This is a genomic window from Shimia fortis, assembly GCF_040225985.1.
Lineage (GTDB): Bacteria > Pseudomonadota > Alphaproteobacteria > Rhodobacterales > Rhodobacteraceae > Shimia.
Map to the genome: position 1 here is coordinate 80284 of NZ_JBBPEU010000001.1, position 21875 is coordinate 102158.

At 56.9% G+C, this 21875-nt stretch carries 22 protein-coding genes and 1 riboswitch; of the genes, 11 read left to right on the plus strand and 11 right to left on the minus strand.

Annotation, left to right across the window (positions count from 1 at the left end; all coding sequences use genetic code 11):
• The first annotated feature begins 12 nt into the window (after positions 1-12).
• Complete coding sequence (locus tag WNE31_RS00385) at positions 13-639, plus strand: glutathione S-transferase (RefSeq protein WP_349977602.1); 627 nt, start codon at positions 13-15, stop codon at positions 637-639.
• 94 nt (positions 640-733) lie between these two features.
• On the opposite strand, the gene WNE31_RS00390 is transcribed toward WNE31_RS00385, so the two are convergent.
• Positions 734-1174 carry a 6,7-dimethyl-8-ribityllumazine synthase gene (locus WNE31_RS00390; protein WP_349977603.1) on the minus strand — a complete coding sequence of 147 codons (441 nt, stop codon included), beginning with the start codon at positions 1172-1174 and terminating at the stop codon, positions 734-736.
• Positions 1175-1273: 99 nt separating this feature from the next.
• Positions 1274-1423, minus strand: a riboswitch (FMN riboswitch).
• A 65-nt stretch (positions 1424-1488) separates the two neighbouring features.
• On the opposite strand from WNE31_RS00390, the gene WNE31_RS00395 reads away from it, so the two are divergent.
• The 7 genes from WNE31_RS00395 to pncB all read left to right on the plus strand — a co-directional run bounded on the left by WNE31_RS00395 (position 1489) and on the right by pncB (position 7807).
• Complete coding sequence (locus tag WNE31_RS00395) at positions 1489-2121, plus strand: FMN-binding negative transcriptional regulator (protein ID WP_349977604.1); 633 nt, start codon at positions 1489-1491, stop codon at positions 2119-2121.
• Positions 2118-2723, plus strand: a complete 606-nt coding sequence (locus WNE31_RS00400; protein ID WP_349977605.1) for a glutathione S-transferase — start codon at positions 2118-2120, stop codon at positions 2721-2723. Before WNE31_RS00395 ends, WNE31_RS00400 begins: the two co-directional genes overlap by 4 nt.
• 273 nt (positions 2724-2996) lie before the next feature.
• A complete protein-coding gene (petA, locus tag WNE31_RS00405) occupies positions 2997-3560 on the plus strand; it encodes a ubiquinol-cytochrome c reductase iron-sulfur subunit (protein WP_349977606.1) in 564 nt (187 codons plus the stop codon).
• Between the two features lie 11 nt (positions 3561-3571).
• Positions 3572-4885, plus strand: coding sequence for a cytochrome b (gene petB / locus WNE31_RS00410; protein ID WP_349977607.1), 1314 nt, complete (start codon positions 3572-3574; stop codon positions 4883-4885).
• Positions 4886-4900: 15 nt separating this feature from the next.
• Positions 4901-5692: a cytochrome c1 gene (locus WNE31_RS00415; RefSeq protein ID WP_349977608.1), complete on the plus strand. Its 792-nt coding sequence runs from the start codon at positions 4901-4903 to the stop codon at positions 5690-5692.
• 157 nt (positions 5693-5849) lie between these two features.
• Positions 5850-6443 carry a bifunctional nicotinamidase/pyrazinamidase gene (gene pncA, locus WNE31_RS00420; protein WP_349977609.1) on the plus strand — a complete coding sequence of 198 codons (594 nt, stop codon included), beginning with the start codon at positions 5850-5852 and terminating at the stop codon, positions 6441-6443.
• A gap of 71 nt (positions 6444-6514) precedes the next feature.
• The gene (gene pncB, locus WNE31_RS00425; protein ID WP_349977610.1) at positions 6515-7807 is read left to right on the plus strand and encodes a nicotinate phosphoribosyltransferase; all 1293 of its coding nucleotides are present in this window, start codon (positions 6515-6517) and stop codon (positions 7805-7807) included.
• Positions 7808-7816: 9 nt separating this feature from the next.
• Here the strand turns inward: pncB and WNE31_RS00430 are convergent, their stop codons facing one another.
• The 9 genes from WNE31_RS00430 to WNE31_RS00470 all read right to left on the minus strand — a co-directional run bounded on the left by WNE31_RS00430 (position 7817) and on the right by WNE31_RS00470 (position 16312).
• On the minus strand, positions 7817-8788 hold the full coding sequence (locus WNE31_RS00430) for a phosphotransferase enzyme family protein (protein WP_349977611.1): 972 nt from the start codon (positions 8786-8788) through the stop codon (positions 7817-7819).
• Entirely contained in the window at positions 8785-10050 is a 1266-nt protein-coding gene (locus WNE31_RS00435; protein WP_349977612.1) for an aspartate aminotransferase family protein, read from the minus strand. The genes WNE31_RS00430 and WNE31_RS00435 overlap by 4 nt, the downstream gene beginning before the upstream one ends.
• A 62-nt stretch (positions 10051-10112) precedes the next feature.
• Entirely contained in the window at positions 10113-11063 is a 951-nt protein-coding gene (locus WNE31_RS00440; RefSeq protein WP_349977613.1) for a GlxA family transcriptional regulator, read from the minus strand.
• A gap of 76 nt (positions 11064-11139) precedes the next feature.
• Positions 11140-11565 carry an alternative ribosome rescue aminoacyl-tRNA hydrolase ArfB gene (gene arfB, locus WNE31_RS00445; protein WP_349977614.1) on the minus strand — a complete coding sequence of 142 codons (426 nt, stop codon included), beginning with the start codon at positions 11563-11565 and terminating at the stop codon, positions 11140-11142.
• A gap of 277 nt (positions 11566-11842) precedes the next feature.
• The gene (locus WNE31_RS00450) at positions 11843-12478 is read right to left on the minus strand and encodes a queuosine precursor transporter (protein ID WP_349977615.1); all 636 of its coding nucleotides are present in this window, start codon (positions 12476-12478) and stop codon (positions 11843-11845) included.
• Between the two features lie 98 nt (positions 12479-12576).
• Positions 12577-13467, minus strand: coding sequence for an esterase-like activity of phytase family protein (locus WNE31_RS00455; RefSeq protein ID WP_349977616.1), 891 nt, complete (start codon positions 13465-13467; stop codon positions 12577-12579).
• Complete coding sequence (gene mepA / locus WNE31_RS00460; RefSeq protein WP_463407412.1) at positions 13440-14246, minus strand: penicillin-insensitive murein endopeptidase; 807 nt, start codon at positions 14244-14246, stop codon at positions 13440-13442. Before mepA ends, WNE31_RS00455 begins: the two co-directional genes overlap by 28 nt.
• 89 nt (positions 14247-14335) lie before the next feature.
• Positions 14336-15721 carry an MFS transporter gene (locus tag WNE31_RS00465; protein WP_349977618.1) on the minus strand — a complete coding sequence of 462 codons (1386 nt, stop codon included), beginning with the start codon at positions 15719-15721 and terminating at the stop codon, positions 14336-14338.
• 54 nt (positions 15722-15775) lie between these two features.
• Positions 15776-16312 (minus strand): acyl-CoA thioesterase, encoded by a 537-nt coding sequence (locus WNE31_RS00470; RefSeq protein WP_349977619.1) that lies wholly within the window; start codon positions 16310-16312, stop codon positions 15776-15778.
• A gap of 132 nt (positions 16313-16444) precedes the next feature.
• On the opposite strand from WNE31_RS00470, the gene WNE31_RS00475 reads away from it, so the two are divergent.
• The 3 genes from WNE31_RS00475 to yaaA all read left to right on the plus strand — a co-directional run bounded on the left by WNE31_RS00475 (position 16445) and on the right by yaaA (position 19664).
• The gene (locus WNE31_RS00475) at positions 16445-16726 is read left to right on the plus strand and encodes a YggT family protein (protein ID WP_349977620.1); all 282 of its coding nucleotides are present in this window, start codon (positions 16445-16447) and stop codon (positions 16724-16726) included.
• A gap of 84 nt (positions 16727-16810) precedes the next feature.
• On the plus strand, positions 16811-18850 hold the full coding sequence (recQ, locus tag WNE31_RS00480; RefSeq protein WP_349977621.1) for a DNA helicase RecQ: 2040 nt from the start codon (positions 16811-16813) through the stop codon (positions 18848-18850).
• A 31-nt stretch (positions 18851-18881) separates the two neighbouring features.
• On the plus strand, positions 18882-19664 hold the full coding sequence (gene yaaA, locus WNE31_RS00485; RefSeq protein WP_349978236.1) for a peroxide stress protein YaaA: 783 nt from the start codon (positions 18882-18884) through the stop codon (positions 19662-19664).
• Positions 19665-19668: 4 nt separating this feature from the next.
• Here yaaA and WNE31_RS00490 read toward each other — a convergent pair whose 3' ends face one another.
• Positions 19669-21858 carry a response regulator gene (locus tag WNE31_RS00490; RefSeq protein WP_349977622.1) on the minus strand — a complete coding sequence of 730 codons (2190 nt, stop codon included), beginning with the start codon at positions 21856-21858 and terminating at the stop codon, positions 19669-19671.
• Positions 21859-21875 lie beyond the last annotated feature (17 nt).

Sequence of the window (21875 nt, forward strand, 5' to 3'; positions counted from 1 at the left end):
GGGACATTTGCCGTGACGCCTATCCTCTACAGTTTCCGCCGTTGCCCTTATGCGATGCGCGCGCGTCTTGGACTGGCAAGTGCGGGCATCCAAACGGAATTGCGCGAAGTCTTGTTACGCGACAAGGCCCCCGAATTTCTGGCGACCTCGCCAAGCGCAACCGTGCCCTGCCTTGTCACCGGGCACGAAACCATTGATGAAAGCCTCGACATCATGGTCTGGGCGTTAAACCAAAAGGACCCCGAGGCCCTTCTGGGTATGCCCGAAGACGGACATGCGCTCATTGCAGCGACGGATGGTCCTTTCAAAACTGCACTCGACCGGTACAAGTATCACACACGCTATGAAAACTGCATCCGAGAGGAAGAACGCGCAAGGGCCAGCGCGCATCTTTGGCACCTGAACACGGTGCTGACGGACAAACTCTGGCTGTTCGGTAACAAACCGAGACTGGCAGATTTCGCAATCCTTCCTTTTGTTCGGCAATTCGCATTTACGGACAAAACTTGGTTCGACGCTCAGGATTGGTCTGCTTTGCAGGGGTGGCTTGACCGGTTCATCACCTCGGACCGTTTCGCTGGCATCATGTTCAAGTATCCAAAGTGGCAGGCGGGTGACCCGGTTACGCTGTTTCCCTGAAATATCTTGGTAGCGCCACGACCCAAATTGATCTGGCCCGTTGCCCTATCCCACAGCGGGGATAGGGCGAGTCATCGCAAAGCATGCCGTATCTTTAAGCGGCGGCCTTGACCTGTGTACGGGTCGTGATGATCCCGAGCGCTGCACGGGCGGCTTCGCGCCCTTTTTCGACGAAATGAGCACGAAAAATAGCGTCGTGGTGTTCGGTTTCCTGATAGTTATGCGGGGTCAGAGAAACTGACAGTACCGGAACACCTGTATCAAGCGCTGCACGCATCAATCCATCGACAACGGCCTGTGCGACAAAGTCATGCCGGTAAATACCGCCGTCTACGACAAAAGCCGCCGCGGCAACGGCCTCGTATTTTCCGGAAGCCGCCAGATCGCGGGCCAAGAGCGGCATTTCAAACGCGCCCGGCACGTCAAAAACGTCGACCTGCGCGGCGGGAATGATTTCGCAAAACCCCTCTAATGCGCGATCAACAACACCGGCGTGCCATTGCGCCTTGATGAATGCAAATCGGGTGTGTGTCATCGTGATCTCCTTTCTGAACGATTTCCCTGACGGGAAAGACACGTCACCCAAGGCGATCACGAACAATAGGGCGCACCCCAGTCAGGGTCCGTCCTACTCTTCTATTCTCTTTCATCCGGACTGTAACCGTCGGCTCCGGCCTCTCACCGGATCTGCTGACACATCGAAACCTGTTCGAAGCCGCTCGCGGGCTCGTGGGAAACCCCACATACCGCCGGTGGGGAATTTCACCCCGCCCTGAGAACATTGCGACCTTGCCAAGGCCTGCTGCCACTTGCAACATCCAATAGCACTTCATAACCGCCGAGGCCCCTATGCATCCCAATCCAGCCTTTCGTCAGGAATCTCGCGCAAACAACCTGGCTTTCGCACGTGACCGGGGGTTTGGCGTTCTGGCCGTTTCGACCGAAACCGCGCCACTTTTGTCACATATTCCGTTTCTCCTGTCCGAAGATGGAAGGTATGCGGACCTTCATCTTGTGCGCTCCAACCCTATCAGCCGCCTGACAAGCGAATTTCTTGCCGCGACCCTCGCCGTCAGCGGACCACACAGCTACATTTCACCCGACTGGTACAACCTCGAAGATCAGGTTCCGACATGGAACTATGTCGCCGTTCACCTGGTTGGCACACTTTCCCCTTTGCCTGACAGCGCCTTGCCGGATCTTGTGGAAAGTCTCTCCGATTCCTTTGAAGAACGGCTGGCGCCCAAACCTGTCTGGAAACAAAGCAAAATGCAGCCCGACGTGCTCGGCCGCATGATGCGGATGATCCGGCCTTTTCGTCTGACCATCACAGATGTGCAGGGCACATTGAAGTTGGGCCAAAACAAACCTGAAGCGGCACGGCTTGCCGCGGCGTCCAAGGTCGCGCAACATGAGATCGGGTCCGAGACCGCTTCTCTAGCCGCCCTGATGCAGTCGACCACAAGAAAGGTATCCAGATGAAACTCGTTTCCGCCAGCGCCTCGCCTTTTGTCCGCAAGGTCCGTGTCTTGCTGCACGAAACCAACCAACTGGAGAAAGTCGACTTACTTGATGTGAAGACGTCTCCGCTTGCAACCACTGACGACGTCAAGGCCGCAAACCCTGTGGGTAAGATTCCCGCCTTGATCCGCCCTGACGCCCCGGCGCTTTACGACTCGCGCGTCATTTGCCGTTTTCTGGATGCCCGCGTACAAAGTGGGCTTTATCCCCAAACCATGCTTTGGGACGTTCTAACCTTGGAAGCAACGGCAGACGGTATCATGGATGCGGCCGTGCTTGTAACCTATGAGGGTCGCCTCAGAGCACCCGAAATGCAGGACGAGGCGTGGAGAGAGGCGCAGTGGGATAAGGTGGCCCGCGCTGTTGCTGCCGTAAACACCCGCTGGATGAGTCACCTTGCCGGTCCGTTGGACATGGGGCAGATCGCGATTGGCTGCGCGTTGGGATATCTCGACTTTCGCCATGACGCCCGCAAATGGCGTCGCGGGAATGACGCACTCGCCGCTTGGTACGAAGACTTCTCCCAGCGCCCCAGCATGATTGCAACAGCCCCCAAAGACTAAATCCGAAGCGACTCGTGCGCCTGAAAACACCACGGAAAAGCAGGATTTTCGCTTGAATACATTTGAAATGCCGCATGTTACGCCATTGCCGCACAAAGCAATGTGGCGCATCCGGCACAAAAGCGCGACAGAGGGACGCGAGGCCGCGTTCCGTGTCAAAGTTGTCTGGACGGGTGGGGCGGCCTTCGCTACATAGCGCAATTGGAGAGGCCGCGCTGCGCGTGGCCCTACAGTATGTGGCCTCAAGACTGGCCTAAGAATGGAGATAACCTCGTGTCCCACGCAGAAGATCACGAAGGCACCCGCAGAGACTTTCTCTACTATGCCACCGCTGGTGCAGGTGCCGTGACCGCAGGCGCCGCCGTTTGGCCGCTTGTCAATCAGATGAATCCCTCGGCTGACGTAAAAGCACTGTCGTCGATCCGCGTAGACGTTTCGGGTGTCGAACCCGGCACGCAGCTGACCGTCAAGTGGCTTGGTAAACCTGTGTTTATCCGTCGTCGTACCCAAGAAGAAATCGACGCCGCACGCGCCGTGACCCTGGATGACCTGACCATCGACAAGATGGGCCAGAACCGCAACGACATGGCGCTGGATGCCATGGACGAAAACCGCTCGCTGGACGAAGCCGGCGAATGGCTGGTCATGATCGGCGTTTGCACCCACCTCGGCTGTGTGCCGATTGGTGACGGCGCAGGCGAGTTCGGCGGCTGGTTCTGCCCCTGCCACGGGTCGCACTACGACACGTCCGGCCGCATCCGCAAAGGCCCGGCTCCCGAGAACCTGTGGGTTCCCGTTGCCGAATTCGTCGATGAATCGACGATCAAACTGGGATAAGGAGCGCAAACATGTCCGGAATTCCCCACGACCATTACGAGCCGAAGACCGGCGGTGAAAAGTGGCTGCATGGCCGCCTGCCGATCGTTGGCCTGATTTATGACACCATCATGATCCCCACCCCCAAGAACCTGAACTGGTGGTGGATCTGGGGTATCGTGCTCGCATTCTGCCTCGTGCTACAGATCGTGACCGGTATCGTTCTGGTGATGCACTACACGCCGCATGTCGATCTGGCCTTTGCCAGCGTAGAACACATCATGCGCAACGTGAATGGCGGGCATATGATCCGTTACATTCACATGAACGGCGCGTCGCTGTTCTTCTTCGCGGTTTATATCCACATGTTCCGCGGCCTCTACTACGGTTCTTACAAGGCCCCGCGTGAAATCACGTGGATCATCGGCATGATCATCTTCCTGCTGATGATGGCGACCGGCTTCATGGGTTACGTTCTGCCTTGGGGTCAGATGTCCTTCTGGGGCGCGACCGTGATCACCGGCCTGTTCGGCGCGATCCCGTTCATTGGCGAACCTATCCAGACCTGGCTGCTGGGCGGCCCGGCGGTGGACAATGCCACGCTGAACCGTTTCTTCTCGCTGCACTACCTGCTGCCCTTCGTGATCGCCGCGCTTGTGATCGTTCACATCTGGGCGTTCCACACCACGGGCAACAACAACCCCACCGGTGTTGAAGTACGCCGCGGATCGAAGGAAGAAGCCGCAAAAGACACGCTGCCCTTCTGGCCCTACTTCGTGATCAAGGATCTCGTGGGCCTGAGCATCGTATTGATCTTGTTCTTCGCCGTTGTTGGCTTCATGCCGAATTACTTCGGTCACCCTGACAACTATATCGAAGCCAACGCTCTGGCGACGCCTGCGCACATTGTGCCGGAATGGTACTTCTTGCCCTTCTACGCAATCCTGCGGGCCTTTACCGCAGATGTCTGGGTCGTGATGTTCGCAAGCTGGATCACCGGCGGGATCGTCGATGCGAAGTTCTTCGGCGTCCTGGCAATGTTCGGCGCGATCGCGGTCATGGCCATCGTGCCGTGGCTGGACACCAGCCGCGTCCGTTCGGGTCGTTTCCGTCCGATGTTCAAGTGGTGGTTCTACTTGCTGCTGATAGACTTCGTCGTGCTGATGTGGGCCGGCGCAATGCCCGCCGAAGGCGTCTATGCGATGATCTCTTTGATCGGGTCAACTTACTGGTTCGCCTATTTCCTCGTGATCCTGCCCATCCTGGGTGTGATCGAGAAGCCGCTGACACCGCCGGCCACGATCGAGGAAGACTTTAACGCCCATTACGGCAAACCTGCTGAATAAGAAGGAAACAGGATAATGCTTAAGAAACTTAGCATCGCCGCAGCGGCAGCCCTGTCTCTCTCGGCAGGGGCCGCCATGGCCGCCGGAGGCGCGGGCCACGTGCACGATGTCGACTTTTCGTTCGAAGGCCCGTTCGGTGCCTTCGACCAGATGCAGCTCCAGCGCGGTCTGCAAGTCTACACCGAGGTCTGTGCTGCATGTCACGGTATGCGCTATGTGCCCCTGAGGACGCTGGCTGACGAAGGTGGGCCGCAAATGCCGGAAGACCAAGTGCGCGCCTATGCCGCCCAGCTTGAAATCTTCGACGCGGAATTGGATGATTTCCGTCCGCGCACCCCGGCTGACCACTTCCCGGAAAGCGGTGATCCCAACGCACCTGACCTGTCGCTGATGGCCAAGGCGCGCGCAGGCTTCTCCGGCCCTTACGGCACCGGTATGAACCAACTGTTCAAAGGCATGGGTGGTCCCGAGTACATCGTGTCTCTTCTGACGGGCTATACCGGCAAAGAGAAAGAGGAAGCCGGCACTACCTTCTACGAAAACACCGCTTTCCCCGGTGGCTGGATCGCAATGGCCCCGCCGCTCTATGGTGAGGACGTGGAATATGCCGACGGTCACTCGAACTCTCTGCACCACGAAGCTGAAGATGTGGCGGCGTTCCTGATGTGGGCGGCCGAGCCCAAAATGATGGCACGTCAACAAGCCGGTTTTGTCGGTGTTCTGATGCTGACCCTGCTGGCTTCGCTTCTGTATCTGACGAACAAGAAGCTGTGGGCGCCGATCAAAGGCAAAAAGTTCGAAGGTTAAGCCGCTTCGATTGAGACAACAGAAAGCCCGCCATGCTCGGCGGGCTTTTTTGTCACGCCCCCAACACTGCTTTCTCGTAATCTCGCGGCAAGTTTGTGTGAAAATGAGCCGAAACCAGCTAGCTTGCCATCCCGAACACATTGACAGGAGATGCGTCATGGCCCGTGCACTTATCGTGATCGACGTCCAGAATGATTTTTGCCCCGGCGGCGCGCTGGCCGTGCCGGAAGGGGATCTTATCGTACCGAAGATCAACCACATGATGCCCGATTTCGACTCGATCATCCTGACCCAGGATTGGCATCCGGCAGGGCATTCGTCTTTCGCATCTTCTCACGAGGGGAAATCTGCTTACGACATGGTGGAAATGCCTTATGGACCACAGGTTCTTTGGCCGGATCACTGCGTTCAGGGCAGCCCCGGCGCGGCGTTTCATCCTGACCTGAACACCGACAAGGCAGACCTAATCATTCGCAAAGGTCATAGCCCACAAATAGACAGCTATTCTGCGTTTTTTGAGAACGACCAGAAAACGCCCACCGGTCTGGAAGGGTACCTGCGAACCAGGGGGATTAACGATCTCTTTATGGTTGGGCTTGCAACTGATTTTTGTGTGAATTTCTCGGCACAGGATGCAGCACGGCTTGGGTTCAAAGTGGCGGTAAATCTGGACTGCTGTCGTGCGATTGATCTTGACGGATCACTGGACACCGCTCTTGGCACGATGCGCAAGGCTGGCGTGGCTTTTTGATCAGGTATCTTCACTGGACCCTTCTGCAAATTTCCGGCTATCAACGCTGAAATCGTACTACGAGGCCCGATATGGTCGATATTGCCACCCGCGTCTGGAACCACAAATGGAAGATCGACCCGATCGTCCGTTCTCTGATCGACAATGATTTTTACAAGCTGCTCATGTGTCAATCAGTGTTCCGCAATAAACCGGATGCCACCGTCACGTTCAGCCTGATCAATCGCACCGATCATGTGCGTCTTGCAGATCTGATCGACGAAGGCGAGTTGCGCGAACAGTTGGACCATATCAGATCCCTCTCCCTGACACGCGGCGAGAGCACGTTTCTACGGGGTAATACCTTTTATGGCAAACGCCAGATGTTCCGGTCCGACTTTATGGAATGGTTCGAAAACCTCCGACTGCCGGACTACCATCTCGAAAAAAGGAACGGGCAGTACGAGTTGACCTTTGAAGGGAAATGGCACGAAGTCATGCTTTGGGAAATTCCCGCGCTGGCCGTCCTGATGGAACTCCGGGGGCGTGCCGTCCTGCACGATATGCGGAAATTCGAACTTCAGGTGCTCTACGCGCGCGCCATGACGAAGCTTTGGGAAAAGATTGAGAACCTACGAGATGTACCGGATTTGCGGATTGCTGATTTCGGGACACGCAGGCGCCATTCCTATCTTTGGCAAGACCGCTGTGTTCAGGCCATGATCGAAGGGCTTGGCAACAAGTTCATCGGAACCTCTAATTGCCTGATCGCGATGAAGCGTGACATCGAGGCAATCGGAACCAATGCCCATGAATTGCCGATGGTCTACTCTGCCTTGGCTGAGAGTGATGAAGAGCTTGCGCAGGCACCCTACCAAGTTCTGGCCGACTGGCACGAGGAACACGAGGGCAACCTTCGCATCATTCTGCCAGACACCTATGGCACCGAAGGCTTCCTGGAACGTGCGCCTGACTGGCTTGCCGGTTGGACGGGTATCCGAATCGATTCAGGCGACCCCACGGCCGGGGCTGAAATCGCAATCAAATGGTGGCAGGACCGGGGCGAAGACCCACGCGACAAGCTGATCATTTTTTCTGACGGCTTGGATGTCGAAAAGATCGTTGAACTGCGCAGGCAGTTTGCAGGTCGCGCCAAAGTTTCCTTTGGATGGGGAACTTTGCTGACCAATGATTTCCGCGGACTAACACCTGACGACGCGTTGGCGCCTTTCTCTTTGGTGTGCAAGGCAGTTTCGGCAAATGGCCAGCCCACGGTGAAGCTATCGGATAATCCAAACAAGGCAATGGGCCCTGCCTCAGAGATCGCGCGCTACAAGCGCGTGTTCGGGGTGGGTGAACAGGCCGAAATGGATGTGATCGTCTAAGCGGTTTGTCTAACGGCCATCGCGCCAGTGCCGACACATGACAAGCGCCCGCTCGGCATAGCTGCGCGTTGCGGGGTGGTGTGGATCATACCGGCCGATGACCCAGCCACAACTTGCGAGACCCCTCAAAAGCGTAAACGCCTCTAGCAGCTCTGGCGCATTTTCAGACAACGGCCTCAGAGAACTGTATCCCTCCAGCAGCGCCTGACCCAGTGCATGTTTGTTGGATTGATCCCAGTTCTGGGACATGGCGACGCCCAACTCGTACATCCGGAATCCAAAAACACCGTCGTCAAAATCGATCAGCCGCACCCGATCACCGCAAAGCATAACGTTTTCGCGCAGCGCATCAGCATGGATAAGGCCAAAGTCAGCCCCTGCGGTTATGTGATCCGAGAGGACCACTTGCAAGTCATCACGTGCGTTTTGCAAAACGTCCGCTTCTGTCGGCGACAGAGACGGGTTCTCCCAGAACCGCCCCCACGCGGGCGCATCGCCCAACAAGGCCTCCATCGACAATTCTGGGCGCACAAAGTTGACTGGCAAGGTCGCGTTGTCGCTCAAAATATGCAGCCGGGCCAATTCGCGCCCGAGCGCATGGTGCCATGTGACCTGCTGTTCGGGCGTGCCAGATAGGGGCACATCCCCTTCGCCCATGGGTTCTCCTTCGATCCAGCTGACCAAAGACGCCACGCGACCGGCTTCTTCGATATAGGCCAGCACATCCCCGACCGTCGTCCGATAAGGCAACGGAACAACCATTCCGCCTTCGACCAACGCCTCGGTCCACCAAAGTTCCGAACGGATGGCATCCTCAGTCTGGTATCCCGGACGATGCAGCCGCAACGCTGCCCGCGCATCGTCAGGGGCCCTTACCTCGAACACTGCGTTCTCTCGGTTCTTGATCAGGCGGGGTTCACACGCCACGCCCCAATGGCGCATGGCCTGCCGCGCAAATTCGAGAGCTTGGGCGTCGTTCATGCCACCGCACCCAATGCTTGATCCAGCACATCCGCGAGATGATCGGCGTTTTTGCGGCCGAAGACACAAGGTGGACGCACCTTGAGGGTATTGTCGTATCGTCCGACCGAATGCAGCAACACACCCCGATCGCGCATTTCGTCGACCATTTGGGCGCAAAGATCAGTTGCGGGCTTTCCATCGCGCCACAACTCAACCCCAAAAAACAGACCTGAGCCACGGACGTCGGCGATCACATCGTGGCGCTTTGCCAACGCGTTCAATAGCCCAAGCGCGTAACGACCAGTCTGATCGGCGTTTTCGACAAGGTTCTCGTCTTCGATGACATTCAACACAGCCATTGCCGCGGCGGCGCTGACTGGATTACCACCAAACGTGTTGAAATATTTGAACGCCTCCTGAAAACAGCCAAGAATGTCCGGTCGGGTCACAACCGCAGCAACGGGGTGACCGTTCCCCATCGGCTTGCCTAGCGTCACGATATCCGGCGTAAAGCCAAGCTTTTCATGCCCCCACCAGTGGCTGCCAATCCTGCCGAATCCTGGCTGGACCTCATCCGCAATAATCAGCCCCCCTGCGGCACGCACCGCTGCAATCGCTTCGTCCAGAAATCCGCGCTCCAGCGTGGGAAACCCTTCATTTGCGAAAAAGGGGCAGATAACGAGTGCAGAAACGCCGTGGCCGTTTTCCTCAAGTTCGGCAATTGCGCGCGTCACGCCCGCAGCAAATGCATCGGCTTGGGCCACGCGCGATCCGCCGGCCGGCTCCATGTTATCTGGTGCAGGAACTTGCCGCACATGGTCCTGATATCCGCCAACCGGCACTTTCGAAGAGTTCAGTTGCGATACTGCCGCCGTATTGCCGTGATAGGTATTGTCCGTGCCAATAATCCCGGTTTTTCCGGTGACGGCCTGCGCCATCCGCAAGGCCACGTCATTGGCCTCGGATCCCGAACACACCATGACCATGCTATCAAGGCCGTCTGCGAACTTGGAAGTCAGAGCTTCTCCGTAATCAAGGATCGCGTCATGAACATAGCGCGTGTGCGTATTCAGCGTGCCCGCCTGACGGCAAATCGCATCGACGACGCGCGGGTGACAGTGTCCGACATGCGGGACGTTGTTATAGCAATCAAGATACCGCCTGCCGTCTTTGTCCCAGAGATAAACACCTTCGCCACGCGCGACATGCACCGGATCGCGGTAAAAGGTGGTCATGTGCGGCCCAAGAAGGCGCGCTCGGCGCTCTAGTGCTGTGGTCATATCCTGTTCCTGCTCGCTGCCCGGCTCTTAGATGCCACAGCAGGCAAAAGATACAAGCCCGTTTACCCTGCGCCTTGCTCTCCCCGCAAACGATGAGGGGACATGCCATAGCGCTGACGGAACAAACGCGAAAAATGTGACGAGGAGTTGAAGCCACAAGCGACGGATACTTCCGTGACGGACATAGAGGTCTGCAGCAAAAGGTGCTGCGCCCTCTGCAGCCGCATATCCATGTAGTATTTCTTGGGCGTGGCACTGAGATAGCGCCGGAACAACCGCTCAAGTTGGCGAGTGGAAATATTGACGGTCTGTGCAAGATCCCCCGGCCGCAGAGGTTCTTCCAGATTGGTTTCCATAAGCGCAAGGATTTCCGAAAGCTTCGGGTGGCGCATGCCGATGCGTTCGGCAACCTGCACGCGCGCGGAATGCTGCAGCACCCGAATGTTCGTATACATCAGCTGATCCGCCACGAGGTTGGCCAACTCTTGCCCTTCCGCTTCGGCAATGAGGTGCAACATCAGGTCAATTGACGACGTTCCGCCCGCCGTTGAATACCGTTTGTCCCGGACGATGTAGGTATAGTCAGAAAGTTCTACCTCGGGAAATTCCTCGACAAAACTGGACCGGTTTTCCCAATGAATTGTCGCGGTATAGCCATCTAGCAAACCCGCCTTGGCCATCACCCAAGCCCCGGTGTTCAGACCCGCAATTTCGCTGCCCTGGCGCGCACAGCGTCTCAACCATTGCAGAACGGCAGGAGCGCATGTCTCTCGGACGTTCAAGCCGGAACAAATCACGATAATGCTGTCTCGCCCAAACTCTTCCAGACCATGATCTATCGGGAATTCGGCGCCAAGCGAATCTCGAACGGGGATACCCCCTTCAGAGCAGACAAGACGTTCAAACGGCTTTTCGCCGCTCATCCTGTTTGCCAAACGCAAGGTTTCCATCGACATGGAAAACGACATGGCTGAGTAATTCGGCAGCAATAGAAACACAAAGCGTTTGCTCATTTGCTTTAGTGTCTCCTGATGTTTTTTTGTCGATATTGACCCCTACTTTGCAACACAGGTGCAAAGAGAGGCAAGATCACAGGTCTTCGCCGCGCACTCTGCCTCGCATGGATTTAACCTCCCCGCGTTCTTTCTTGGCCTTGAGGCGACGTTGCTGGGACCCATAAGTCGGCTTGGTCTTGATCCGGCGCTTCGGCGCGACGGTTGCCTTTCGGATCAGTTCTGCCAAACGGTCCCGCGCAATATCGCGGTTGCGCGCCTGGCTGCGGGTTTCGTCACATTGGATGATGATTGCGCCGTCCTTGGTCCAACGGCGTCCTGCCAAACGTTTCAGGCGCGCTTTGACCTGCGGTGGCAGAGAAGGCGACCGCTCTGCTTCGAAACGAAGTTCGACTGCGGTGGCAACCTTATTCACGTTTTGCCCACCCGGACCAGAGGCGCGGATAAACTGTTCGGTCAGTTCCCAGTCTTGCAAAGTGATCTGATCGTTGATGACAAGCATGACTTGGCCTTTTCAAAGCGCGGTCTGGGTTTGCAGAACACAGAGACGATATCAAAAAGGGCCGTTCCTACGCTGGAACAGCCCTTCGAGATGGTAGGAGGTGCGCCGGTTAGGCGTGCACCAATTCGGTTTTCGTATCAGCCAAGGGCTGCCTCAGCTGCACTCCTTCCGAACTGTTCCGACACCTTTCTCCATAGCTTCTCTAGACAATGGGCACCTCCTTTCAAGCTGTTTCGCAAGGTCAGGTTGCCACAGCCTGTGGATAAGTCAAACAAAATCATGTGGTGCGCGGCACCAAAAACCCCACGATGATGCGGAATGGCACAAGAGCAAGCAGTGCTAGGGTCAATTTCACCATCCAGTCGGCAAAACCAAGGCTCACCCAAAGGGGGACCACAGGACCGACATCCAGAAGAGGCAGCATTTCCCCTGCCCAGCTCACATCATTTGCAGGCTCAAGGACTGTCAAGGCGCCAGAGAACGCGATCGTAAAGAAAATCGCGGTGTCGACAGACGACCCGACCAAGGTCGACGCAAGCGGGGCACGCCACCATGCGCCGGAACGCAGACGGTCAAAAATCGCAACGTCCATCAGTTGTGCCGTCAGAAACGCAAGCCCCGAACCGATCGCGATCCGAAGTGTAACTGCGGGATAGGTATATCCATCGCCTTGCAGCATGATCTGGGTGCCAATCGCGGAACAGGCGACCCCGACGAGAAAGCCGACAAAGACAACCCGGCGCGCAGCGGCAACACCGTAGACACGATTCATGATGTCCGTAACAAGAAACGCAAGCGGATAGGTAAAGGCCCCCCATGTCAGCCATTGGCCGAACAGGAATTGCACAAGGATGTTTGAGGCTACAACAATAGCAGCCATGGCAAGAATGCCGGGAAGGTGGATGGTTTTCATATCTCTAAGCCCGTTTTGACAAGGTAGCGGCGACTTGGCCCCGCAGGATTACGGGACGGGCGGGGTTTATAGAGACATGCAGAACAAATCAAGTGGGTCTAAGGAACCACGTATTCCACAATTTCGGTGCGCTGGATAAAGCGGAAATTGTCGTCAGAGATCATGGTCAGGCGAATACGCCCTTGGGAGTCCCGCCAGACAGACAACCCTTCTAGGTTATCATGAACCCCCGTCCTTGTTCGCAAAAGCTCGGTATCATTTTTGAAACCATCTTTGCCCATATCAAAACGCCGCACGCGACTGCGAAAGCCAAAACCGTTAAAGCCGCGTTCCAGCAGATAGAACCTGCCGTCCGGTCCGATATCTGCACCGACAGGCTTGAACCCATCCGACCGCTGTATTGAAAAGGGCATGTACCATTTACCTCTTTCATATCGCAGAACCACGGTTCGCTCCTCTGAACCAATCGGTTCTTCCGACATGGCATAAAGGCGGCCTTGTGCATCAATAGCCAAAGCTTCAAGCGACCCGTTCAGGCGAAAAGCACGAAAGAAATCTTCCTTGGGCAGGATGGTCGCCCGCTGTCCAAGAGACTTGTAGGCCTCGACACGATGCCGCCCCTCGAACGATACGAATGCCGGATACCCGTCCTGCAGGGCCAACCCCTCAGAGTCTTTCAACTTGGCAGCCGGTGGTCGCCCCGCGCTATCCAGCAAGGCACCGTGCTGATCCATCGTCAACGCCGTAATACGCCCGTTTTCACGCGCGAAATGCCCGGTGGCAAAGTGGCTCCGGTCAGACAGTATGGTGAAGCTGCGCCCGCCCTCCGAGACCTCGATCCCAGAAAACCCTCCGAACCAGCTTTGGGAGATGTGCCAAGGTGTAATCGATACCAGTTGTGCATGGCTTTGAAAGCCCGCACGAACCGCCTGCCACCCTACCCCGACTGTCAGAAGCGCGATCAGGGTGATTGCAAAACGTTTACGCATTGTCCGGGAAGATCTGCCATTTCAAGTTGACGACGTGGTTTCGGCTTGGGGGCGTTCGGATTGGGCGGCGGGGGGAACAGGATATCATGCACCCACTTCTCGGCATCCTTGCATCCGTCACCCGGCGGGGGCGCGCTTTGGTTCACGCAGCCTGTCGCGCCTTTGGGGCAGTTCAGGCGCACATGAAAATGATAGTGGTGTCCCCACCACGGGCGGACCTTGCGCAGCCAGGCTCGATTCCCCTTTTCATCGTTGCACATCTGAACTTTGGCCCCGGGGAACACGAAAATGCGCGCTGTGCGCGGATCCTTGGCAGCGGCCTTCAGGATTTCATGATGCGCGCGTGTCCAGCCGCTGTTCACATAGGCTCCATTCGAGCGCCGCATCGAGATCGAGGAAATGTTTTCACGCTCCGACACGCTCAGGTTCAAGCGGTCCGCAGGGCGCATCCAGATATCAATATCCATCCCGATCTGGTGACTTCTATGACCAGATAGCATCGGTCCGCCGCGCGGCTGGCTAATATCCCCTATATAGAGACCGTTCCACCCGGGCTGCCGCGCCGCTTTGGCCGACAGGTCGCGGATAAAGTCGATCGTTTCAGGATAACCCCAGTTCCGGTTGCGCGACAGGCGCATTGCCTGCCAGGTGGGTCCAGTTTCGGGCAATTGCACCGCACCCGCGACGCAGCCCTTGGAATAGCCGCCAAACGGTTCCGCCTTTTGGGCAGACCCTTGCTTGGTCGCGCCGAACAGTTGTCGCGCCTCGACGCCCTGCATAGAAGCCGGGATTTTCTGCTTGGTGGAAACCGTCGCCTCTTCTGAGGTTTTGGTTTGACAGGCAGCGACTGCCAGAACCGCCATCAGTATCAGGAAGCGTCTGCCCATGTTTCCTTGTCTCCCTTTGCGTTGACCCAGCGTAGCAGGATCAAACCCAGAACGAAAAGCAGGATGACCGGCGATACGCCAAGTCTTGCCGACCCCGTCATGGTCGTGGCGATGCCGATAAGGATCGGCGCGATAAAGGCCGTAGCCCGTCCTGACAGCCCGTAAAGGCCAAAGCTCTCGGTCGGCGTGGCGGGATCGGTGTGGCGTACCATCAGTGTCCGGCTTGCCGCCTGCAGGATACCGCCCATGCCCCCGAACAGGGCGCCGCAGATCATCATCACGATATCAGGCAGGTTTGATCCTTCGGCCAAGGGCATTCCGAAAAATTCTTCGCGTGACATGTTGATGATCACAATGGCGGACCCGATCAAGACCCAGATTGCCCCGATGATGACCGGTTTCGGGCCAAACCGCTTGTCCAGTTTGCCACCAATCCAGCTAAAAAAGACCGCACTGGTCGCCCCGAGAATGCCGAAAATGCCGACCTGCGGAACCGACCAGTCCAGAACGAGGTTGGCGTAGATTCCGCCGAATGTATACATCCCGTTCAGCGCATCGCGGTACAGCATCGAAGAAATCAGGAACCACAACAGGCTCCGGCGATATTTCAGCTTGCCAATTGTCTCGGCAAGAGTCGCCATCGCTTCGGACACGGTACCGCGCACCTTGTTGACCAAAGGTTCGTGCACCCAGCGGAAGTAGGGGATCATGAACACCAGATACCAAAGCGCGGTGATCGGTCCGGTCGCCCGCGTGCCTTGCATCTGATCGGCATCCAATAGGCCAAACGCCGGGGCCAGCCCCGCAATAGTTTTTCCCTCGCCCATCTCAGCAAAAAATACCAGGACAATGATCAGGGACAGCAAGCCACCAAAATAGCCGAATGCAAACCCCGATCCCGAGATTTCGCCAACCTCTTCTTCGGTTCCCAACTCAGGAAGCTGCGAATTGATGAAGATCAGCGCGTATTCCGCCCCGATAAAGCCCAGCGAAAAGAAGATAAGCATCCAGTACAGGTTCGACCCGTCCAACGCGATGAACCAAAGCGCGGCGGCGCCGATAACATACATTGCCGAAAAGCCCATGATCCACGGGCGGCGTCTGCCTCGCGTATCGGCCAGGGCGCCCATGATCGGCGCGCCGATGCCAATGATCAGACCGGCCGCCCCCATATTCCAGGCCCAAAGGGATTGTGCGCCAGCCTTGGCCGCCTCTTCCTCCATGCCAGTGCCCAGGAAGTACTCGGTGGCAACAACTGCAAAAAACGGTCCGAAAATGAAAGTGACCAACAGCGTGTGATACGGCTGGCTGGCCCAGTCAAAGAACCACCAGCCCCAAATGCGCTTGCGTTGAGAAATTTCCGCCATGCCTGTCCCTATGCGTTTTCTTAACTTAACGCATGGACGGATGGACGGGGCAAGCTAATCCTGCATCGGGGGCCAAGGGCGGGAGCCCTCGGCGTCAATCCAGTTTTGCACCCAATTGGGTGTTTCGGGGCTTGTCGCTGTAATGCCCATCGCATCAATGACACGCGCGGGCGAGACAATCCCGTTCTTGTCGGTCAGGGCCGCCCGGTACAAGGCATGGTTGGCGCATTCCCCGTTCTTTTTCCAACTGGACTGTTCCAGATAAACAAACTTGTCATCCCAGCAAACGGCGCGACTGCGAATTTCAAAGCGTTCAAACGTCTTGATACGGCGGCGATATCGCACACTGACACCAGCCATGGTCATGCTCCAGCGTTCACGACGCATCACGTTGATCAGCCCGATCCGCATGGCCAACGGGATACGCCCCAAATCAAGCAGGGTCAGCGTGCGCCCGTTGTTCAACTCCATCCAGATATCGATATCCCAGGGCCAGCAGATATGCGTGGACACATGCGTCCCCGTAAGCGCAAGCGGTTCTGCGTTGCGGTTCTTTGCCAACTCTTTGAGCATACGAATGACGGGATACACGGGCGACTCTCCTAATGTTCAAGCCCGTTTTCTGCCTGCTTTACGGTAACGTCAACCACGACCCCGCGCCACACTTGCCCTTTGCGATGCAGATGCTTAATTGTTTGTCGGACAACACGGAGACATCGGCTCATGATGGCAATTTACGGACCTCTTCGGCTCATTCTGGATGTGGCATTCTTCATCATGCTGATCCACATCATCATGAGTTGGCTGATCAGCTTTCAGGTGTTGAACCTTGGCCAGCAATTCGTGGCGCAGATATGGTACGGCCTGAACCGTCTGCTTGAACCGATCTATACCCCAATACGGAATATCCTGCCGGATACGCGGCCTCTGGACCTGGCGCCGTTGGTGGCGTTTATCATCATTATCAGCCTGCGCGACTACGTTCTGCCGTCCTTGCTATTCTAGACCTGTTCGGGGCTTGTTCACGGAATCCGGTTATGGGAAAGTCAGCTCTAACGAGCAGACTGAAATCAAAACACGGGTTCCCAAATGTGCGCCGCTGGCACGTTATTGCGTGACGTCTTCGGATTCGACTCTTTTCGCCCCGGGCAGGAAGAGATTGTTGAGGCCGTGGTGCGTGGGGAAAACGTGCTTGCCATCATGCCGACCGGTGGTGGCAAGTCATTGTGTTTTCAACTTCCCGCTCTTGTCCGGGACGGTGTCACGGTTGTCATTTCCCCGCTGATTGCCCTGATGCGCGATCAGGTGCGTGCCTTGCGCGAGGCTGGGGTCGAAGCCGGGGCTCTGACATCCGGAAATACCGATGAAGAAAACGCCGCTGTGTGGGACGCCGTCGAGACGGGCAGGCTCAAGCTGCTTTATATCGCGCCGGAACGGCTATCCTCCGGGGCCGCGCTGGGGATGTTGCGTCGAATCGGGGTTGGCCTGATCGCCGTAGACGAAGCCCATTGCGTCAGCCAGTGGGGCCACGATTTTCGCCCCGATTACCTGCGCATCGGTGATTTGCGCCGCGCCCTGAATGTGCCCCTCGCCGCCTTCACGGCCACGGCGGATGCGGAAACGCGGGATGAAATCGTTAACCGATTGTTCGACGGACAAGTCCCGAACACGTTTCTACACGGTTTCGATCGCCCGAACATCCACCTGGCTTTTGCCGCCAAAGACAGCCCTCGTCGGCAAATTCTCGACTTTGCCGCGGCACGGAAGGGTCAATCCGGCATTGTGTACTGCGGGACAAGAGCCAAAACCGAAAGCATTGCCGCCGCACTTGGGCAGGATGGACACCTCGCGATCCACTACCACGGTGGCATGGACCCCGAAGCACGGCGCTCGGCAGAAACAAGGTTTCAGCAGGAAGACGGCATGGTCGTCGTGGCTACGGTGGCCTTCGGCATGGGCATCGACAAGCCCGACATTCGCTGGGTCGCACATGCCGACCTGCCAAAATCAATCGAAGCCTATTATCAGGAAATCGGACGCGCAGGTCGGGATGGCGCGCCGGCAGAAACCCTAACACTGTTTGGTCCGGACGATATCCGTCTGCGGCGTTCGCAAATTGACGAAGGTCTGGCCCCGCCAGAGCGACGCGTGGCCGACCACGCGCGGCTGAACGCCCTGTTGGGTCTCGCCGAAGCACTGCGGTGCCGCAGGCAATCACTGCTCGAGTATTTTGGCGAGACAAATGTCAGCTGCGGAAACTGTGATCTGTGCGACACTCCGGCGGATGTGTTCGATGGCACCACCGCCGTGCGCAAGGCCCTGTCGGCCGCCCTGCGCACAGGGGAATGGTTCGGCTCTGGGCATTTGATCGACATCCTGCTTGGCAATGAAACCGACAAGGTGCGCGAGCGTGGCCATGATACTTTGCCGACCTTTGGGGTGGGACAAGAATACAGCCGTCGCCAATGGCAGGTCATTTTTCGGCAGATGATGGGGCGCGACCTTCTTAGGCCCGACCCCGATCGGCACGGTGGGCTGCGCATGACGGACGATGCCCTTCCCCTGCTCAAAGGTGAGGCCACCATTGAACTGCGCCAAGATTCAATCCGCAAGGCAGACCGCCGCCCTGCTGCCAAAACCCTGGTCAACGAAGAAGACGCACCGCTTCTGAGCGCACTCAAGGCCAAACGGCGGGCGCTGGCGGAAGCGGCGCGCGTCCCAGCCTATGTCATCTTCAACGATCGCACACTTATCGAAATGGCCGAGAAACGGCCCTGCTCGGTAGACGAGATGGCACGGATCGGCGGTGTCGGAGCGAAGAAACTGGCCAGCTACGGCGATGCTTTCCTAGAAATCATCAATGGCGAAGCCGAAAAAATGCACCCGACCCGGCGCAAGCTGGCCGGTCGCGAAGCAGGTTCTCTTTATGATGAGTTGCTTGCAGTGCAGGCCGATCTAGCACGCGGCCCCAAAGGCACCGACAAGCCACTAAGCTGCTCGGCCTCTTTGCTGGCCAAGGTCGCGAGTCTGCGCCCCAAGGATCAGGCGAGCCTGAATCAGTTGCTTGGCGAAAAACGGGCGGACCGGTTTGGGGCGGCTTTTCTGGACGTTCTGCGCGAGGCGAGCTAGATTTGCCGTCAGGAATGCAAGGAACCCTTACATGCTCGTCGTCATTTCTCCGGCAAAACGCCTGAATTGGGATCCCGTTGGGGGGTCAACCACCACGCCTGTATTTCAGGATGAAGCCCTGAAGCTGGTGAAAACTGCGCGTAACCTCACGCTGGGGGACCTGCAAAAGCTCATGTCTCTCAGTCCCGATCTGGCCAAGCTGAACCGGGATCGCTTCAAGGCTTTCGAGGCCGAGCCGGACGGTTTTGCGACGCGCCCTGCTGTACATGCCTTTGCCGGCGATACCTATGTGGGCCTGGAGGCATCTTCGCTGGACCCCGAAGAAATGCAATGGGCGCAGGATCATCTGCGTATCCTATCAGGGCTCTACGGTCTATTGCGACCCCTCGATGCGATGCAGCCTTATCGCCTGGAAATGGGCAGTCGCCTGAAGACCCGGCGCGGCAAGAATCTCTATGAGTTTTGGCGCGACAGCATTGCCAAAGCATTGAATGCGCAAGCCGAACAGCTGAAAACAGATGTTCTGGTCAACTGTGCGAGCCAAGAATATTTTGGCGCCGTTGATCCCGACGCTCTACAGATTCGGGTCATCACGCCCGTTTTCATGGAAAACAAGAACGGCACCCCGAAAATAGTCAGCTTTTTTGCCAAGAAGGCGCGCGGGTCAATGGCGAGGTTCATTATCCAGAACCGCCTGTCCAATCCTGAAAGCCTCAAGGACTTTGATCTTGGCGGTTATGCTTACGAGCCAGACCTGTCTGAAGGGGATCGCATGGTTTTCTTGCGGGACTATCCGGATGGGAAAGCCGCCTAGCAGGTTACGAGCCGGTGGCGCCCAGAGCATTTGGAAATGGATCGCTGACGTGCTTGGGCAAAAGATCCCGGATGATCCGGAAGATTTCAGCCTTGCGCAAAGGTTTGGTCAGATAGTGGTCAAGGCCCGCCGACATGATGCCTTCTTTGTCCCCGTCCACAGCATGGGCGGTCAGCGCGACAATGGGCACTTGGCCATGGCTTGACTCGCTCTGACGAATTCGAGCTGTCGCCTCTTTGCCATCCATGACAGGCATCGAGATATCCATAAAGATGATGTCCGGCCGGAAGGACACAAAGGCTTCGACGGCCTCAACGCCATTCTTTGCGAACTGCAGGTCAATGTCGAGCGGCGCCAGAAGTTTTTCCAGCAACAGGCGGTTGGTTTTGTTGTCTTCAGCGGCAAGGATTTTCAGTTTCCGACAGCCTTCTGTTAAAGTCGCTGGTTCTTCGGCCTGGGCGAGTTGGACTGGTCCGGCGGTGGCATCTGCGATCTTTTGAAAAAGTTCTCGACGTGACGTCGGTTTCTTGATGACGCCTTCAAACGTACCATTGGCCCCTTGGGGTTCAACATCCACCGGATTTGAGCTCAGGATCAGGCAAGGTGCGATGACCCCTGCGTTCCTCAGCGCCGTAGCGAATTGCATACCGGTCATAGGCGGCAGCCCCTGATCCGAAATGATGAGATCCACATCGGCCGCAAGCGACAGTGCCTCCTTAGCGTCGCTCGACAAGATGACCTTGGCCCCCATCTGCTCCATCTGTTTTTGCAGCAGTGTGCGATTGACACGGTGCCGATCGGCCACAAGTACCGTCTGGATATGAGCAGGCAACGCGGGGGGGTTGATACTGAGATCTTCATCCACAGGCAGTTCGATCCGGAATCCGAAACTCGTCCCGTCCCCCTCTCGCGAGTCGACCCATATCTCACCATCCATCAGTTCTAGCAGCCTTTCGGAAATCGCGAGGCCAAGTCCGGTCCCTTCAAATTTGCGATTGCGCTCGGCCTCGACCTGATTGAATTCACCAAAAATGTGCGCGACCTTGTCAGCCGGAATCCCGATCCCGGTATCTTCGACGGTTACATGCAACTCACACGACCCGCTTTCTGCGCGGGGTTCTCCAACCACACGCACAAGCACATGGCCTTCATGCGTAAACTTGACCGCATTGCCGATCAGGTTCGTCAAAACCTGCCGTATACGTCCGGGATCCCCTACGAATAGGGTTGGCAGGAACAGGTCGTAATCCACGATCAGGTCGACCGACTTTTCCCGCGCACTGGGTTGCAGCAGTGTTAGGATGTCATGGATGCAACGTTCCAGATCAAAGGTTTCGGGATGAAGCGAGAGCTTTTCCGCCTCGATTTTAGAATAGTCTAGAACATCGTTGATGATCACCAGTAACGCCTCGCCCGAATTCTTGATGGTCGAGACAAAAAGCTGCTGCTCTTCATTCATCGGTGTATCCAGAAGCAGATCCGCCATCCCCACGACACCGTTCATGGGCGTGCGGATTTCATGGCTCATATTCGCGAGGAACGCAGACTTTGCCCGGTTGGCCGACTCGGCGCGTTCCTGTTCCTTGCGCAGTTTCGCCTCGTATCGAACCGTGTCGGTGATGTTCAGCGCAAGGCTGACAATATCCCCCCCATGCCCACGCCGGTCCATCATCTTGATGTATTCGCCATTCCAAAGCCGGCAGACAATGGGTGCGGGGTTTGGTCTGTGCCATCGTTCGATCATCGAGGCACACCAGCTATGCGCTGACATGTCCCCTGTGTGGAAAATACCCTCTTCCGTGATCAACTCGAGGATTCGCTGATATGTGATGCCAGGGCCGACCTCCTCCAGACCATCGAAGATCGCGAGGTATGACGGGTTCGCCGCGATCAGTTTGCTTTCGGCATCGAAGAACGCGAAGCCATCCTGAATTGTCTCGATGGAATGCCAAAGCCTGCGCTCGGCGATTTCCATTTTGTGATTTGCCACTTGAAGGTCGGATTTGACGCGTTGATTTTCAAAACGCACGGTTTCGACTTCTGCGCGGGTTTCTACGATTTCGTTCGAAAGCTGTTGGGCATGCTGGCCCAGCTTGCGGTTCGCTTCAAACAGTTCCGCCTGTTTCAATTCCAGCAGGCGCTCTGCGGCAAGGCGCGCGCGTCGCTCCTCGGCCAGTTGACGAGCAAGAGTCATTGTCTTTCCCGGTTTGG